Origin of the sequence: Siphonobacter sp. SORGH_AS_1065, assembly GCF_030818595.1 — a bacterium.
Taxonomy (GTDB): Bacteria; Bacteroidota; Bacteroidia; order Cytophagales; family Spirosomataceae; genus Siphonobacter.
This window is the reverse complement of record NZ_JAUTAM010000004.1, coordinates 1,835,051-1,852,809: the sequence shown is the minus strand read 5'-3', so window position 1 is coordinate 1,852,809 and position 17,759 is coordinate 1,835,051. Positions and strand designations below refer to the sequence as shown.

The following is a 17,759-nucleotide window of genomic DNA, read 5'->3' as shown; positions in this document are numbered from 1 at the left end:
GTTAATTCAACATAAAAGCGGGCGGCAATACTTTCACCCGACTGTAGCCATCTTTGTAGGTTTTAATGAAAACCATAAATTCAAAAAGGAGACCTGTACGAATCAACGTCTCGTAGTTGTCGTGAAACTCATCAAAGAAGGCCTGTACGTCCATTTCGTTGGTACCATCCTGGCAATGGTTTTGAAACCACTCAGAGTCTACCTGCTCGATACGTTTTTGCCTGAATTCCTCGACGTAACGTGCTGAATTGCCGTTAGCCAAATCGTTTAATACCTGCTCATCCAGCCCCCATATTCCAAATTTATTGATGAAGAAATCGGCGTCTAGTTCAAGTTCTTCGGTTAGCTCCCAGAGACAGATGAGAGGAAACCAATACCGTTTGATGATTGATTTTTGCATCAATTTTTGAGTTTATGATCTTGATTCTTAATTCTATGGTCCCAGAAAACCGGGTATCCGTCAAGGTCCGAAAGTGCCCAGTTGACCGTGTCACCATTTTCAAGTACAACCGGCTCCCGATACTCTAAAATTTCGTCTGCAAGATCCCAGTTATTCGGCCTTTCATTACCCTCCAAAAGATCAGAAACCCTGACTATTAGGCCTGCTAACTGCATTTCTTTGGATTTCTCAACCCATTTGTCGTAGGCTCCAACATCGGGAAACAAAGTAATTTGACGACCTCGTAAAGAGTCCAATACTTCCGGGCGGGTGAGTCCAGGCCCATTACTCCCACCAGTAGCTAGCCAGATGGATTTCGGAAAATAGGCAGAGGCCAGGATTGCGGTTTTCTCGCTTTCGACGATGCAAACCGGGCGGCTACCATCGGTTAGCAGGTGTTCGCCAAACAGGCACTGGCGGAGGTTAAAATTTTCCAGTTTCAATAAACTGTGCACCCAGTTCGGATGCTCCGTTTTCGAGCGTTTCCCGGTTTTAGGGTCATAAACCATCACTTTTCCCGCCCGGACTTCACCATGAGCTGTACACTGCCAGAAAACTACCCGGTAGCCTTTGGCGGTCCCGATCCGGTATATCAACAATAGTGTTGCTGTTAAAACGGGCCCAAACAGGGATTCTAAAAACGTAGCAAAATTGTTTTGTTCGTAGTTACGCATCGTATCCCGCATCATTTCCGGGGGATGGACGGAAGGGGGCGGTTCCGGGGGCTTTGGTTTCCTTGCTACGGGTTTGACGGGTTTCGCATCCATTTGCTGCTTATCGCGTTCGATCGGAGGCAAGAACGTTTCCCCACACGCGTGGCAATACCCATAGCAGTCGTGGCCAACATAGGGAGTGAACTTACCGTCCCGGTTAGATTTCCCGCACGGACATTCTTTGACCTTTTTTCGCTGCTTATCGAAAATCAGTTCGGGGAGTTCGTCACTGCTCATGGTGCCTCCGTTTTTTCAACTCCTACGAAATCCTGGCCGTTTGATCGGATGCGGTAATCTATACCAAGCTGCTCCAAACGTTTGTTGAAATTTTTACGACCAAGGGGCTTGCATCCGTCATCGATGCATTTTTGCCGATACTCCAAATAAAATCCCCTGGATTCTGTTCGACCAGTTGCGGAAGCTTCGTACCCTTCATCGATCAGGAAGGTTTGAACTGAGTCAGAATCGATTCGGTAACGTTCCATGGCTTTCTCCGCGGCTTCCGCTCTCGTGAAATTTTGCTGAACCAATAACCTTTTAAGGCCTGCTAAAATCCAGTTCAAAACGCCTGATAATTCACTTGCAATGATTTTCTGAGCCAGATTGGGGTCCTTCTCCTCGTCTGAAATTTTAGACTCGAAGGGCAAAATAAGAATCCTTCTGAAGAACGCGTCGGTAATTTCCACCTCTTTTGGAAGCGAATTTGTATTGAAAATGAGTTTCGAATAATCGTACATGAATTTAGGATGGCCGAACTTCCGACGCACGAGTATTGGTTCGCCCGAGACCAATTTCTTAAAGTCGTCAGTAGTGAGGCGGCCTGCTCCCAGTTCCGAGGTGTAACACAAAAGTTTACCCTCGAGCTCCGCTCGATTATGCTCGTACGACAATTCAGCGTATGAAAAGTTCGCGATGAGGTCACGGCCCAACAAGGCATTGATCGTGTCAAAAACGACGGATTTGCCGTTTCTACCGCTTCCGTAGCACAGGAGGCACTTTTCCAGCTTCAAATTTTTTGCGAAGACGTAGCCCAAGTATTCTTGTAAAACATCTTGCAAAGCGGTATCAGGCAGTGCCCAGTCGAGGAATTTTTGCCATTTGGGAGCCACTGCTTGATCGTCATAGGCAAATGGCAGTACGTAGGTCAAAAAATCAGCAGCTTCGGGTTCTCGTAGTTTACAATTGCCATTATTGTGCACTTCAAGAGTGCCGTTTTGAACATTAATTAGCACTGGCCCCCCTCCACTTAGTCGTTCAAATTCAGGAAGGACAGCCGAGGCGAGGAATTGTTTTAGTAATTCCTCGCGAAATCGCCAAAACTCCGCATCATGGCCATCGACACCCATCAAAGCAGCCGCGGCCCCCAAAAATGATTGCAAGATGTCCAGGTCAACTACCTTCCAAAACACGCCATTGTAGAAATGTAACTTCTCACCAAATTTGCAAAAGTTGCATCCGCAATTTTTGGCAATTATTAGCACTTGCCTGACAGTTCCTACGACAAAGTGCTTGGACCGTAGCGTCGCGTCAGCCTTCAAACCGAGCAGTTTACGAAAGTCAATCGGACCGACCTGCTTCAAAAATTTATCGAACAATTGGCGGTGGTCAATCGCCTGAAAATCAACGTTTTTACTTCCGGTTTCCTCCTCGATAACCGAAAACGGAAGCGATTTTTGCTTTGTCATCGGTTCAGTGTTTTTATAAATAGGACGGCTCGCAATGCGGGTCTCTTATTTATTATTTGATAAAACCTTTGAACCAATCGAAAAAACTCTCAAAATCTTTGATAATCAAGTAGACACCTCCAGCGGCCTCGATCTCGGATTGATATTTGATCTGATCTGCACTCTGACGATCGCGACCTATTTTTACCTCGATTTTGACGGAACGCCCTTTGATTGTAGCCGAAACATCCGCTGATCCCTTTTGTCCTGAGGACTTAATTCTTGTAACGGATCCTATTATACGTCGCCTACCGATTACGTCCGTAAAAGTTTTTCGAGTATCGATGACTCTGCCTTCGACGGAGATGCGTTCGGCTTGGAAGTTGTGCAGATGTATGCAAGAAATGATAGCCCTAGTCAGTTCGTTCGGTGTTTTGTCCGAAAAACGAGGCTTTGGTATCGCGTAATCTGGTACTGAAGGGTGTGCTCGTCGAGTCGCCTCGAAAGACAAATCGTTGAGAATTTGCAAGGCGTTCATCTTTTACCCCCTTTCGTGCGTTGACCATTTTTTATGAAATCAAGCAATTGGCCGCGGTTGAAAAAGAGCTTACCCCCCTGTTTTGCATGAGGAATGCGACTAAGTTTCTTGTAAATCGTAGAGTCGGACCAACCTGTAACCTCTCGAGCGACTTCCTTACCACCCCATTCATCGTAAGGATTCGACTCTGTTTTTGAGTTTTGATTGTTCGCGATTTCTTCGCGAACTACTTGACGAACACGGTCGAAAAAATCTTCGACTTGAGTGTCCTTTACCAAAAGTGTCATTAAGGTGTTGAACAAATTTCATCTAACAACTACGTTGATTTGTTAGATGACTAGGGTGCCATCGCCTCGCGGTCTGGCTTTTCATCGATCTCAGGGAGATCCGGGTAATCGAAGTAATAACGCTTGAAACGCTATTTGAAAAAAAGTGCGTTGAGGCCTATACGACCCCCAGAAGAACTTTCGCTAAAGTAGGAAAAATTAAGAAAAAACTTGCAAGCTTTTACCGTATTTTTTTCATAAACTTTTTTCATAAAATTTGTATATCACTGTAAACCAAAAGCTTATAATTATAAATTGTCTAAATACTTTTTTGTCTGCTCGTCATCAAAACTACCTAAATAGGCCTGTGTAGTTTTAATATCGCTATGGCCTAACGTTTGAGAAATGAAGCCTAATGGAGCTTCACTACGGAGTAGCGTAGTAGCAAAGGTGTGTCGAGCTGAATAGGTTACAATGTCGGATTGTATACCCAACTTTTGGGCGATCTTACGCATGTGTTTATTAGTCACCTTAACCAACTGACTGATCGTGCTTTTTTCCTTCTCAGGAGATAAACCTGACTCCAAGAAGGGGAAAACGTATTGATCACCTCTTCGATCGCCCTCGCTCCAGCGTTCAATGATCTCCCAGGTAGCAGGTCGTAATTGTACTGTAATATGAGTCTGGTTCTCTTTCTTCGTACGCTGCGTTTTTTCCCTAACGAAGTGAAAGACACCCGCCTTTGCATCAACGTCTTTCCAGCGGAGGTTAACAATATCGGTCATATTCATACCATTACAATAGTAGCTGAAGAAAAAAAGATCGTAGCTCCGTTGTTCAAATGGATTAGGGGATGGCTTGTATTGCTTAAGTAGATCCATTTCATCCCGGCTTAAAGCTTTCTTCTTATTCCGACTGGCTGGTATTGCATATTTCTTCTTACCAAAAGGATAATTTTCTTTTCCAATAATTCCCTGCTCAATGGCATCGTTAAAAACAGCTCGTACGTGGCGTAGATAAATACCAATGGTTGTTGCAGTAGCGGGTCCAGGTTCAGCACCTTTCTTCTGCGGAGATTTACCGTACTTTCTCATCCACGCCTCATAGTCTGCCAGTAATGCGGCATTTACTTGAGTGAATAGTAGAATAATTACCGGGGAGGGAGTTCGAGGGAGGGGAGGGAGCCCTATGTCCTTCCGTTCTTCTTTGGATAATGAGTTTACATAACGAGCAAGAGACTTTCCAGCTAGCTCATAGTTAGAAGCATTTCCAATCCGCCCCTGCTTTTTCATCAGTTGAGCCTTTTTAGAAATGGCCTGGAGTAAATCCAGTTCATCCGTAGCGGTTTCCTGATCCTGTTTGTAAAACTCCTCTTTGAAGCTTTCGAAGCTGAATACTGGCAACTTCTCAATTACTGATTTAGCTCGTTGAATGTGCGGACGTATACTATCATAAAGCAACCGGATGCGTTCGGCGGACTTGGCATAATTACCACTATGACATTTGACAAGCCGAGTGAATTCTTCCCGCGTAACAAATACACCGTCCTTAATAGGTAAGCCGTACCGCCGACTATCACGTTGATAGATCACCCGAAGCTTTACTGATACCTTATCTGTCTTGGTAGGGTCATGTGCTAACCGGACCTCTGCTTTACTTACATCCATATAAACTTAGAATATTTTCGTTTTTGCACTTGAAGTGCAAAACCAGTGCATAATCAAATCTGCTTTTGCACTGCCAACAACTCGCCAGCTAACTCGCCAACAAACATAGATATATTCGGATTAAATATGCAAAATTATGCTAATCTTATATTTATATACTCCTGTAATACAGTTATATATGATAAAAAAGGAAAAGATATGATATAATAGGATAAGCACAGCCTAACGACTGTTAATCAGAGGGTCGCTGGTTCGAGCCCAGCTTCGGGAGCCTAGTAGTCAGCCACTTACGTTCATTCGTAAGTGGCTTTTTCTTTTTTTGCCTAACAGTTTGCCTAACATTCTCGTCAAAGGCGATTTCCCATTCCTTACTATCGCTATTCTATTACTTTTTTATAAAAAGTAATATTTCCTTACTTTCTGAGCCAAATCAATAACTTAACTTTGGATTAGGAAGTCATCACACTCCAAGAATCGTCGGTATGACTTCCATCCATTGCTGCTCTGAGTAGTTAGTAAAAAAAAACGACCTACACAGGGCAGGTCGTTTTGCGGAGGAGTTAAAATCCAGCATATGGAAGACTCCCTAAGTGCCCGATTGATACGGTTTTGCATTCGGTATCGATCGGTAATCAAAGTAATCACTTCGGTGATCGGACTTTTACTTTCAATGCTATCAGTGTTGCACCACTGGTAATCAAGTAAAAGCCCTAAAGCCTCATCGGTTTGCTGCCGGTGGGGCTTTATTTTATTTTACTACAAATGTAGGAAATTGTAGAGCTTATATCTACAACATAACGCTGAAATACCACTGTATTTCCACTGAAATACCTGTGAAATATAGGTTTTTATAAAAACATGGGTATATCGAAGCCGTCTCCAAAATGGTATTTTAATGGCCATATATGACTTTATAAATTCGCATGATTCTCAATTCATCCACTTATAGCTATGATCGAAGACGTGAAAATATCTTTCAAACCTTCTGAACATTCGTTAGAGCAAATTCGTGAATGGCTAAGGCAGGAAGATGAGAATAAAAAAGAAGGTTTCTATTGTAACTGGGACTATATCCAAGATTCTTGCCAAAAAGATCAAGGGGTAATTATACTAGTTAGTGGAAAAGCCATCGGGTTCATAACCTGGCATGGAGGAGGAGAGGATTCTAGTGCAGGCATTGATATCGCAGAGATACATCCAGATTACCGTAGAAGAGGGTACCTGAAGCATCTGTTTGAGGAGCTTTGTCAGTATCTGGTTGCTCAGGGAACCGTAGCGTTGTGGTTGCGATGCGTGCCGGCCGCATCGGAAAAGGCCTGGAAGAGATTAGGCTTTATTCGTTTTCCAGAGGTTATGCAGAGTACAAACAGAAGAAGTGATGAGGGATCTAAGATGTATAAGATTATTGTACCTCATTTGAAACCTGCTAAGAAGGTAACTGCGAAGGAGGTTGTTAATCTCTGGAGCCAAGAACCGCATGAAGCAAGAAAGTATGATCCAGCCTGGCAATGGAACCTTACGTTTCAGTCGAAAACTAGAACGCTTAAGCTTCCTATTATTCATCCGGCTAACCCAGACTGGCAGATAAACTGGAGCGTAGAAGGTTTATCTAAAAAAGAGGAGAAAGTGAAGCGGTTTCTTAATAGGGGACGGTACATCGGGTCTTTTGTAATGATTACAGAGCTACCGTGAAGACTTGATTTAACCTGCGGGTCTACCTGCCGATAAAACCCGGAGGATACCCCGCAGGTACACCGGAAGGATAACCCGAAGGATACCCAACCAAATAAAAACTATATAAACAGTAAAAACATTAAAACACTAAAAGGGCGTTTTCACGCCTTTGCGTCGAACTGTTTTTTTAATCAATACCTATTGCTCTCAGAGACGAAAAGTAAAGAAAAGCCATCCCCCGGTTCCGCGGCCCCCCTTCCAGCCTTCGAAATCTTGAGTGTAACCAGTCGAAGAAAGCAATCCTGAAAAGGCCTGAGTCTTGCCATAGCTTTGAATGGGTAAGCCCTAGTATTCTCCTGGCTCTCTCACGAACCCCCGAATCTGTGCCTTCTTTTGGCTCAGGATTGATTGGTATCCCACTGCTAGTATGAGTAAGATGATTGAAAGAATTTAAACGCCTCTACGGAGTTTTCTGAGAATCTGCCAAGAATCAATCAAAGGGTTTAAATTTCAAGAGAGTAATATTATAAACAAAACGCCCCGCTAGGATCTATATTTTCGAGAGGGTCGTTTGTAAAATGTTATAAGCTATAAATCCCAAGCATTCTTCAAAACTAATGAAGCAGGAACTTGCAACTCCTGTTTTTTTCGCTCAAATTCTATTTTAGTAAAGGGGCCGTAGAGTAGTCCTTTTCCATGGTGATTCAGGATCCAGTAGTTTTCTTGGGCAGAAAAGATCCGTTTGTAGTAAGGATCAGCAGACAGGATACTATCAGCCAAAGCCTTTAAATCTGAATTCTTTTGTGGATTGCGTCTTTTCAGATGATTTTCGATTTCTGATTCATGAGACATAGAATCTGGTACTTGTTTGGCAATGATAAAGTCATCGTTGAAGGCTATTTCTGTAACCTTTCCATAGATGCTTTTTCTCGTGGTATCATAGGTTATTATTCCGTCGCCATCTCCTCCCCGAAACAAGTATCCGTTAGGTAGATCTACATAATAGTCCGCTCCCCCTCCCATGAATGCACTTACCAGCCATAGTAAATAAACAAAGAACAGCAAGGATATAGTACCCAGTATAAGAAAGAACTTCTGTTTAAGAGAAAGCATAAGCAACTACTTAATTTAGTTGTATAAGTATCTGTATGTCAAGTAACTTCAATATTTTGAAATACCGTCTAGAATCCTTTGTAAACGATTCTAGGAGTTGGATAACCTTACTTACACTTTTCAAACTCTATTTGTTCTCTCAGAGGAGTTCGGATTACTAGGTGGGTAGAGTCGAACGAAACTATGGATAAACGTTCTTGCCTGGGAGCATCCATTCCAATCGTTATTCCATCAGGTGTGAACACAATGGCTCCTTTATCGATGGTATACCTATAACGTAAAGCATTGTTTGGTTCAACAGGCCGGCAACTGGCTAGTGAGTCGATAGCTCTATAAGCCTGGGTATGAGTAAATGTCAATCGTTTTCCCAATTGGATCTTAGGCGAAGTGTCTTTCCAAGTACCGATTAGTTGATCAGATGTCATGGAAATGATAACATCTGATTTATCGCGGCAGCCCATCGCGAAAAGCAAGCTTACCCAAATGAACTTTCTCATAGCCCATATAGACCGTTGGTGTTTCAATAAATGAGACCCCATTACAATCCTTTTCGTTGGAAAGGGTTGTTCTATAATCAATCGTTATGTAAACCCTATAGCTCCAGCACAATAAAGTTTACCAAAATAAAAAAACTATTTCAGAAAGCCCCGCTGTGATCTGAGGTTAATGACCAGCAAAAAAATGACCACTTCGATGAGGAGTGTTTGTCTGGTTTATACGGAAAAGGTTTAGTTAACTCGCAGCTCGAAAGGTCTTAACTAATTCCAGCGTCTGAAACGTTAAATCTGATCATTCCTTAGGATGTGATTTCAGTAAAAAGGTCTGAAACTACAGCATCGATGCCCCATTACAGTTCATGCCCGTCTAAACTATCCTATCAGTTGGCCCTTCTTTAGATAACTCAAGTTGGGAGAAGCTGCACCATTGAATTTAACCCCTTATTACCAAAAGGAATAGATTTTCTTTTGAAGCCAGTGGTCTTTCAATAGAATTCCTCCATAGTTCAGTCAACTGAACAAGATAACTTATGTTAAAAAAGTTAATTTTTGCTTTACTTAGTATAGTTAATTTCTATGAAAATAATTAAATTCAAAGCATTATCCCATACCTAATAAACGCCTAATGCTATCCTTAACCAAGCAATGCCCCTATTGCCGCTCCAAAGATGTTGAACGGACACGCCGTCCTTCCTATGTTCGCAACGTGCTTTTTCCCAAACGTTATTATCGTTGCCGACGATGCATAAAGCATTTTTTCATGTGTCCAGCTTGGGTATCTACAGGCATTACCATTTTTCACCGCCAGAAATAAAAAATAACCTTTGTTACACCTCCACCTCCCATACAAGCAGGATTAATAAAATACCTTGTACAGAGCTCTACACCCCGAGTACCGGGGTGTAGAGCTCTGTGTCTGTTTCGGCTGAAAATGCTGGGTGGTATGTGGTATGAAAAGCTAAAAATTTGAAAAATGAAGCCGTGCTTGACTTCATTACTAGCCCAACGGTTCAGCATGCAATCCAAATGAAGGCGTTTCCATAGCTTCAGCTATTATAACAGATAACATCAGTTCATAATAGCTGAGCTGCATGACTATCTCAGGCAAGGGAATCGTAGATCCATTTAAGCTTGAAATGATGGGATTGCAAAACAGAGGTATGCGTTAGATCATTCACCTATTGACAGCATCGTTACTTTTAGATGAAAACTGCCCATCGAAATCGATGGTATGCTCCTTTTCTGATGATGCCTTGACCCATGGAAACGGTGCGAAGAGATTGGGTTACTAAGAGGAAGTTTTTAACTTAATAAACAGGCGAATGAGTGTGAATAACTTTTTTAAAAGAAAATATCAAAAAACCGTCAACAGTATTGCGTTCTTACCTGCCATCATTGCTCTGGGATTTCTCGCCTTAGGTGGCTTAATGATCACCTTAGACTATTCAGAACCAGGAAAGCTGATTAAAAGCCAGCTTGATTGGCTTCGTCTGAAAGATGCTTCGACGGCAAGAAGTATCATTGGGGCCATTGCCGCTGGCATTTTATCATTAACGGTGTTTAGCTTTTCAATGGTTATGATCGTGCTGAACCAAGCCGCTTCTCAAATGAGTAACCGGGTGCTTGGGCAATTAATCGGCAACAAATTTCAGCAGTCTGTTTTAGGTACTTACATCGGAACCATTATCTACGCTTTCTTTCTACTTAGCACGATCAGGGATGTAGAATCAGGGATTTATATACCAGCACTCAGTACCTATTTGTTGATTTTCATTACTATTTTCGATATTTTCCTATTTATCTATTTTCTTCATTACATTACGCAGTCTGTTAAATATGAGGTTATTATACAGAAGGTATTTGATGATACGTTAGCCTCGATGAAAAAGGCGTGTGCCCACCAGCAGCCTTCTTCACTTGAGGTGTCGCCTACAACCCCCTTCCACGTGAAAGCGGTGAAGTCGGGTATCTTTGAAGGAGTTGAGCTAGAAGGGTTAAAGGCCTTTTGTCTAGAGCATTCGATTCAAATTAAAGTTCTCCTCACCCCTGGAACGTTTGTATTACCCGGTACTCCTGTATTGGCAACCAGCAAATCCTTGCCGGAGGAGTTACAGCACCAACTACTTGAATTCATGTTCATTCCCCTGATCCAAACGATCCAGGGTAATTTTTTATACGGGTTTAGCCAATTAAGAGAAATTACCTTAAAAGCCCTCAGTACGGGCGTAAACGACCCCGGTACGGCTATCATTAGTTTGCGTGCGTTGTCATCACTATTTTTATACCGGTCCCAACATCATCCGGAACTGTTGATACGCGATCCGCAGGGTGCTATCCTATTGGTTGTACCGGAAGTTAGTTTTGAGGCACTAGTCCTGGAACATCTTAATCCTATCTGGGATTATGGCCAGGATGACCGCTTGCTGTGCCATGAAATGTATGCGTTATGCTCACAGTTGCAGAAACTAACTTCCAAACCAGTTTTTGAGAATCTCTTATCAAAAATAAAAGCCAGGCTTGCTTCATTTCCGTCCTAAAGGCTTATGATACAGGACAAATTTGTGTACTCTTTCCAGGGGTTGACGTGACCCCTTATGAACCTTGAATGTTCTAAAGCGGACCTGCTTGCTGGATTAAAGCTTCCAGAATAGCACTAATGATATTAATAATACAAGACCAAGCTGCAAGGCAGTTAATACATAAATGTAATTCGACTGACCATTGGATTGATTGAGTAACTCCTGGCCAACCGCCAATTGCAGAGCCGACAATTCCGTTAGGGTTTGGATCACCTCACTGAACGCAATATTTCCAGTTCCGGTTAAAAGAACCTGTCGAGCCTGTGACAGATCTTTAGGGTTCTTCATTACCTCTCCTTCTAATTTATTATACGTTTCCAGCCGTTGTTTGAGTGCATTAAATTGATCTGCTTCTCGAAGGGTTAGACTGGTTTCTTCGAAACTGGTTATCAACGAATCGATTTGTCGATTGGAACGATCCAGAGCGAAGGCTACCTGGCTCAGTGGTAGCTTCGTATTGCTTAGTACGTAGGACTCCAGCAAGAGCCGTTTGCTATAAACTTGTGAAGTCAACTTAGCAATAATAGCCGTTGGCACTAAACGATCTTTGTAGATGGAAGCTGAAGCCTCCTGAATCTGATGTACACTACGGCGATTGAGAAAAATGCTAGTCAAGATCAAACCCAGTAGACTGGCGATCAGTAAAGAATTTCTTAGAGTGGTTTTATTACGAGGTCTTTCCATACCATAAATCAAAGCTAAAAGGTTGCCATTTAATAGAGCTAAAGCTGTAAGTAACTCATTTGCCTATCAATTAGGCCTGAATTAAATAAGGGTGTTACTATAAAAGCTTGATGCCCAAGATAAGAAATAGTAAATGAATAGTCAGTAAGTGATTTCGAAGTGCGATCCATCTAGTATCAATAGACGATAGGAAGCAGAAGGTAGCACTACTACAACCTGACTATGAAGAGAAATACGAAACCAAAGTAGACATCAGCCAGCTCATGATGGATTCAGGTCTGTATAAGCATCTCTTTTACCACTCCGTCAGGGATGCTCAGGATTACCCTAACGAAAGGAAGTGAGGGTAAATGTACCCTTCTACACAACTTCTTCAAGCCTCCCTATGCCTTTAAAATGGGCAAGTTACCGAGCAACTACCTGAGGTTTTACGATCAGTCTAGCAAATTTTCATAGGGATTGAACATTAGTTCAAGAGATATGACGATTTGTATCCGCTCTTCCTCTTTCCAATGCCATACATTTGCAGTGGAATAATCATATTATATATCGATTAATACATATTTTATTTTACTCCTAAAGCCTCCGCATTCCCATAGATTGTTATGAACAAGACGGTCGAGGTCATACGACCCATAGACATTATATCACTGATTATTAATCAATTAATAAATATTTTATAGAATAATTACCGATGGCAAGTATGTAGAAGTTGGTTGTAGGTAAGCGGGTTTGCAAAGGGATTTAGAAAGCCACATAGCTTGCTGTTAGTAGTTCGTATTTCCATCAAATAATTGGATCATGTATCAGAGCCTAAGATCATTCTTAGTGACAGGAATGGTCGGTAAGGTATCATTCAATCCCGTTGAAGTTTTGTTTCCCGATTACAAAACAATCTAATACACCTATGAAAAAACAATTACTTATCCTTATGAAATCGGTGATTATGCTGGCTCTGGCAGCCGTACTTCACCCTACCGTTCAGGCTCAGGAGAGAACGGCAACCGTCAAAGTGAACAAAGACCAGAAGTACCAGAAAATTACGGGCTTTGGGGGGTTCGTCAATAGCCCTCAGTTTGGGTATAACCACATGACCGAAGCCGAAATACGCAAGATGTGGGGGGCAGGCAGTGAAGCAGGCTACAACATCATGCGTATCTACATACCTACTGGCAAGGATAACTGGGGACAGGTGCTAACAACAGCCCAATTAGCACAATCCCTGAATATTAAGATTTTCGCTTCTCCCTGGTCAATGCCGGCGGAATGGAAAACGTACAATACCATTGCCTCCCGTTATCAGGATGCAAACGGCGTATGGCAACCCGTATACCTAAAGCAGGAAAATTACGCTGACTACGCCAATTACCTCAACGACTTTGTCACCTATTTACGGCAAAATGGCGTTACACTAGAGGCTATTTCACTACAGAATGAACCTGACTATCAGGTAGATTATGCCGGATGCATCTGGACCCCTGCCCAAATGGCCTCCTTTATTAAAAGCTATGGTGATTTAATCGATTGCAAGATCATCGCACCCGAGAGTGTGGGCATCACGGATAATTACGCCAGTGCTTTTGTGAATCCCGAGGTACTTCCGCACTTTGATATATTCGGCGGTCATCAGTATGGGGCAATTCAGTCGGGCTTGCTCAATGTACAGGCTCAGGGAAAAGAAGTGTGGATGACCGAGTTTCTCATTAACTGGAATTCCGACGGTGGCTCCCGGGACTTCAACTGGTCCATTGATGGTTTTTCTTTCGCAAACGCCGTGAATCAGGCCCTGCTGTCTAATGTCAATGCCTGGATTCATTATGCAACCAAGCGGTATTACGGACCTCTCGGAGATGGCATGTTTGGAAGTACTGCCGGGGTAATGACCAAACGAGGCAGTATTCTTTCGCATTACGCCAAGTATGTCACGGGTTATACCCGCATTCAAAATAGCTGGAATGACAATACGAGTGAGTTAAGAGGGTCTGCTTACCTTTCCGAAACGGGCGATAAAATTGTAGTTCAGGTCATTAATCCTTCCTCGAACACTTATAATCTGTCCGTGGATTTACCCTTTCTCTCGAATGAAGGCAAAGTCATTAGTACGACTCAGACCGAAAGCATGGTTGAAAGCAACGTGGATTTTCCCCAGCAAACCAACCGACCCAAGGTAACCATCAAGGCCTCTAGTGTGACCACACTCGTTTTTACCAAGAGTGGGGATTTCGAACCATCACAAATGACTAGTGAACTCGTCAACTACGAGAAGCTTGATAACAAAACGCCAACCTCGCAAGCATTTGGTACCGGATATAAGCTCAGCGGCAAAACCTTTACCTTCCTGAATTCATCGCCCCTGTTTAGTGCCAATACAAACGCGACTAACGGATATCTCCCACTGGGTGGAAAGTTTAACCGCCTGGTATTTCAAGTAGAAAGCCTTTCCTCTAGTTACAACTACTCTTCGAGCAATACCACGCTTTACTACGTAAACAAGCAGGGAGAGACCAAATCAAAAAATTACGGCAGTATTGTTTTTGACAAAAGAAACGACTTCAACTGGGTTCTGAATATCTCCGAGGACGTACTGACCGATGGTTGTATCGGAATCATTGGTATGACCAGTGGGAACGCGGCTTCCCGGCTAACGTTTAAATTCAAAGATGTGTACGTTGCCATTGGTAATGAACGGGGGTACAAGTTTTCCGGCGTGTACAGTGCAGCGGATAGTTATTTAATGGATTGCCTGGATGACGTTACGTATACTTCCCTTGACCTTACCAATGTGACCAATATTCCCGCCCAAACCAACTGGCACGCGGCGGCGGCCAATAAGAATGGTTTGTATTATGTACAAACCAGCACGGTGAGTGACAAAACCAACGTAATCAACGGACAGAACTGCACAAAACTTGAACTTAGCGAAGGAGGAGGCGATTTTTATGCACCTCAGGGTTTCACGGCCACTTCAGCAGTATATCGTAGTACGTTAGACGGAGCAAGAATGCTGGTTTTACCCTTCGAAGCTACTATTCCAGAGGGCGTCAAAGCCTATACGTTGGATTTTGCTGATTCGAAAGTAGTCGGAAGAGCTATTACCACTGGAAAAATTCCTGCCAATACCCCCGTTCTGGTCAACGGAGCCGGAACCGTAGTTTTTGAAGGCTCTGGAGCGATTGCCTCCTCGAAGCAGCAGTCCGTTAATACTGCCCCTAACCAACAACAGCAATGGCTGACACTTGCGGTAGAGTCAGGCATAAGCACGGGGGTGTATGTGGGTATTCCGGCCCCCTTAGGCAGTTACTACCTAACCACTATCAATGGAACAGCCTCATTCAGTCGGGTTACCAGTGCGGGTCAACCTTCCCTGCAATCCTTCAACGCCTACCTAACCCCTGGCTTACCAACCACGGCAGCAAGTTTAGAATTGCAATTAATCGAGCAAGCATTACCCGTCAGCTTAGGCAGATTTACGGCCAAATCGGTCGAAAATGGGATACAGCTCGATTGGACTACCTATTCTGAGAAAAATAACTTTGGATTTGATATTCTGAGAAGTAAAGATGGGAAAACGTTCGAAAAAATTGGTTTCGTTCCCGGCAATGGGACTAGCGTACGGGAGCTGAATTATCGAATGGTTGATTCGTCTCCCTTGGAGGGCAGTAACTATTACCAGCTTAAACAAGTGGATCTGGACGGAACGTATCAGTATTCCGTGATCAGAGCGGTGGAACAGGTAATGCCGACATCTGTGAAGGTGTATCCTAACCCCGTAAAGGATTTTCTGACGCTCGATTTTAATGGAAATAAACTAACCGGGCAGCTTGTTATTATTGATGCAGTTGGACGAACCGTTTTTCAATCCCCATTGGATCAAGCCGATCAAAAAGTCATTAACGTCTCCACTCTGGCACCGGGTATTTATCATTATCAGGCGAATCATTTTAAAGGGAATTTCATAAAATAAGACAGACGCGTGTTACAAAAATGCGGGGCTGTTTAATGAATGGGAAGTCCTGTAACTAAACTAACCCACGAAACCTGTTACTAGGCTTCGTGGGTTAGTTCAGTATATTTCTTTGGCATCCTCTTCAATCATCGTTACTCTGAAAAAGAGTTACTATAGCTAATTAATAGTCCTTATCTCTTCCATATTTTAAAATGGGATGTTTATAAAAACATATCTGCCTGTAAACCAATTTATTAATATTGTTACTCTTTGTATTAGGGCAAATGTATGGCTCTTATTTTCATCGATCCTTTTAAATTGCACCAAGAAGCTCAAATTGAAAGTTGATTCCTACAGATGGCTGAAAATATACGTCAAGAATTGCTCGATAGAGTCGAAAAATATAAGTGGATTGTTTTTAACATTGTCGATGATACCTTACCTCCCTTTTCTTATACGGTAGGTCTTTTTAAGACATTCGGCCATCCTGAAATAATCATTTCTGGTATAGAGCACAAATCAGCTCACGTGATCTTAAATAATATTGGCAACGACATAGAAAATAATATGATCCGAGAACCAGACACCTTTTACAACGATATCCTAGATGACTATCCTTGCCTTTTTAAAACGGTAACTCAAAGCAATTATGAGGAGTTTTTAGGTAGAGCTATTACTTACTACGAAGGTTTTGACTTTCCTGTATTACAATGTGTCTGGCCTGATTCTGAAAGAAGATTTCCTGATGACAGGGGCTATGTCACTACTATTCAGGAAATTCTATATAAATAAGCTCAAATTTAGTTGTATAGATGTTAGTAAAAGATTGATTTAATCATTGAGGTTCTTCATTGCGGCTTTGCCATTTCCTCTTCATTCCTCCAGCGGATGTCTTTAGAAGAAGTCGAAAGGCCTTCAAGGAATAAAGATCAGTCAAAACGCTTATATCTTCCCGGCGGTACGCCAAACTTTTTCTTAAAGGCGGCATTGAAGTGATGGGGGTACTTGTAGCCAATTTCCTGACTGATTTCGGCGACGCTTTTGGTGGTGTTGAGGAGCAGGGCCTGGGCTTTTTTCATGCGTTCGTCGCCCAGCATGCCGAATACAGACGTGCCAAACAGTTCCTTGAAGCCTTTTTTGAGCGTAAATTCATTGGTGCCCACCTGCCGGGCCAGATCCGTCAGGGAATAGGGGTCGTCCAGGTGGGTGAGCAGGATGGCTTTGGCGTGATGCATCTTTTCGTAGTCCTGCGGCCTTAGATGCGGACATCCCTCACAATTGTGCTCCAGCAGTTGCTCCAGTTGCAGCATCAGGAGTTCGATCACTTTGGCTTCCAGAAATAGCTTTTTATAGACGCCCGTTTTTGAACAGTTAACAATGGCCTCGATCACGTGGTGCATGGCTGGACTGATGGGCAGATTATGCCGGCCCAGCAAGCTGTGTTGCTGGTGCTGCATGTGCTTTTGGAAGGCGGCAAGGCGGTGGTGATCGGAGCCTGACAGGTAGTGTTCAAATACGCTCGGACGAATATTGATTTCCAGAATCCGGGCATGCGAAGCGTTCAGGTGCATCGTTCCTTTCGTACCGGGCACGTAAATCAGATTATGCGTATTACTGCTAAACTGATAGGGAGTTACCCCCGGTTCCCGGAACGCAGCTTCACTCTGCCCACACAGATCGAAATGCATTTCAACCGTCTCAAAATCACTTTCAAATTGCAGCAGCGTGGTTTGTTTGAGCTGTAGATCGCCGTAGCCGATGTGGATGCCGTCGAGCAGTATTTCTCGGTACGTTCCCCGGCTTGAAGCCAGATCAATGGTGGTAACCCGTTCTATGACAGGCTCATTGGATACCAGCATCGCTCTGTCAACGGTTTGCTCCAGGAGGATTTCTTCCAGATCGCGAAGGTGTATCTTCAGATGCATAAAATTCCTTTTCACGTATGTTTCACTCCGGCTGACGTACCGCCCCCTCTGCCC

12 protein-coding genes are annotated in these 17,759 nt (G+C 43.1%); 4 read left to right on the top strand and 8 right to left on the bottom strand.

Features of this window, described 5'->3' with window-relative positions; genetic code table 11:
- Window position 1 precedes the first annotated feature (1 nt).
- The 5 genes from QE390_RS08395 to QE390_RS08375 form a co-directional block, all read right to left on the bottom strand.
- Window positions 2–400, bottom strand: coding sequence for a hypothetical protein (locus QE390_RS08395; RefSeq protein WP_307141808.1), 399 nt, complete (start codon window positions 398–400; stop codon window positions 2–4).
- Entirely contained in the window at window positions 400–1,389 is a 990-nt protein-coding gene (locus QE390_RS08390; RefSeq protein ID WP_307141807.1) for a DUF6371 domain-containing protein, read from the bottom strand. The genes QE390_RS08395 and QE390_RS08390 overlap by 1 nt, the downstream gene beginning before the upstream one ends.
- Window positions 1,386–2,837, bottom strand: a complete 1,452-nt coding sequence (locus tag QE390_RS08385) for a phage/plasmid primase, P4 family (RefSeq protein ID WP_307141806.1) — start codon at window positions 2,835–2,837, stop codon at window positions 1,386–1,388. Before QE390_RS08385 ends, QE390_RS08390 begins: the two co-directional genes overlap by 4 nt.
- Before the next feature lie 52 nt (window positions 2,838–2,889).
- Window positions 2,890–3,354: a hypothetical protein gene (locus tag QE390_RS08380; RefSeq protein WP_307141805.1), complete on the bottom strand. Its 465-nt coding sequence runs from the start codon at window positions 3,352–3,354 to the stop codon at window positions 2,890–2,892.
- Window positions 3,355–3,928: 574 nt separating this feature from the next.
- Entirely contained in the window at window positions 3,929–5,287 is a 1,359-nt protein-coding gene (locus tag QE390_RS08375; protein ID WP_307141804.1) for a site-specific integrase, read from the bottom strand.
- 951 nt (window positions 5,288–6,238) lie between these two features.
- Between QE390_RS08375 and QE390_RS08370 the strand changes: the two genes are divergently transcribed.
- Window positions 6,239–6,979 carry a GNAT family N-acetyltransferase gene (locus tag QE390_RS08370; protein ID WP_307141803.1) on the top strand — a complete coding sequence of 247 codons (741 nt, stop codon included), beginning with the start codon at window positions 6,239–6,241 and terminating at the stop codon, window positions 6,977–6,979.
- Window positions 6,980–7,549: 570 nt separating this feature from the next.
- Here QE390_RS08370 and QE390_RS08365 read toward each other — a convergent pair.
- A complete protein-coding gene (locus QE390_RS08365; RefSeq protein ID WP_307141802.1) occupies window positions 7,550–8,074 on the bottom strand; it encodes a DUF3997 domain-containing protein in 525 nt (174 codons plus the stop codon).
- A 1,825-nt stretch (window positions 8,075–9,899) separates the two neighbouring features.
- Between QE390_RS08365 and QE390_RS08360 the strand changes: the two genes are divergently transcribed.
- Window positions 9,900–11,108: a DUF2254 domain-containing protein gene (locus QE390_RS08360; protein ID WP_307141801.1), complete on the top strand. Its 1,209-nt coding sequence runs from the start codon at window positions 9,900–9,902 to the stop codon at window positions 11,106–11,108.
- Window positions 11,109–11,204: 96 nt separating this feature from the next.
- Here QE390_RS08360 and QE390_RS08355 read toward each other — a convergent pair whose 3' ends face one another.
- Window positions 11,205–11,834, bottom strand: coding sequence for an MCP four helix bundle domain-containing protein (locus QE390_RS08355; RefSeq protein WP_307141800.1), 630 nt, complete (start codon window positions 11,832–11,834; stop codon window positions 11,205–11,207).
- 907 nt (window positions 11,835–12,741) lie between these two features.
- On the opposite strand from QE390_RS08355, the gene QE390_RS08350 reads away from it, so the two are divergent.
- Both QE390_RS08350 and QE390_RS08345 read left to right on the top strand, forming a co-directional pair.
- Window positions 12,742–15,798, top strand: a complete 3,057-nt coding sequence (locus QE390_RS08350; protein ID WP_307141799.1) for a T9SS type A sorting domain-containing protein — start codon at window positions 12,742–12,744, stop codon at window positions 15,796–15,798.
- Between the two features lie 339 nt (window positions 15,799–16,137).
- The gene (locus QE390_RS08345) at window positions 16,138–16,572 is read left to right on the top strand and encodes a DUF4262 domain-containing protein (RefSeq protein ID WP_307141798.1); all 435 of its coding nucleotides are present in this window, start codon (window positions 16,138–16,140) and stop codon (window positions 16,570–16,572) included.
- 137 nt (window positions 16,573–16,709) lie between these two features.
- Here QE390_RS08345 and QE390_RS08340 read toward each other — a convergent pair whose 3' ends face one another.
- Window positions 16,710–17,705, bottom strand: coding sequence for an AraC family transcriptional regulator (locus QE390_RS08340; RefSeq protein WP_307141797.1), 996 nt, complete (start codon window positions 17,703–17,705; stop codon window positions 16,710–16,712).
- Window positions 17,706–17,759: the final 54 nt, after the last annotated feature.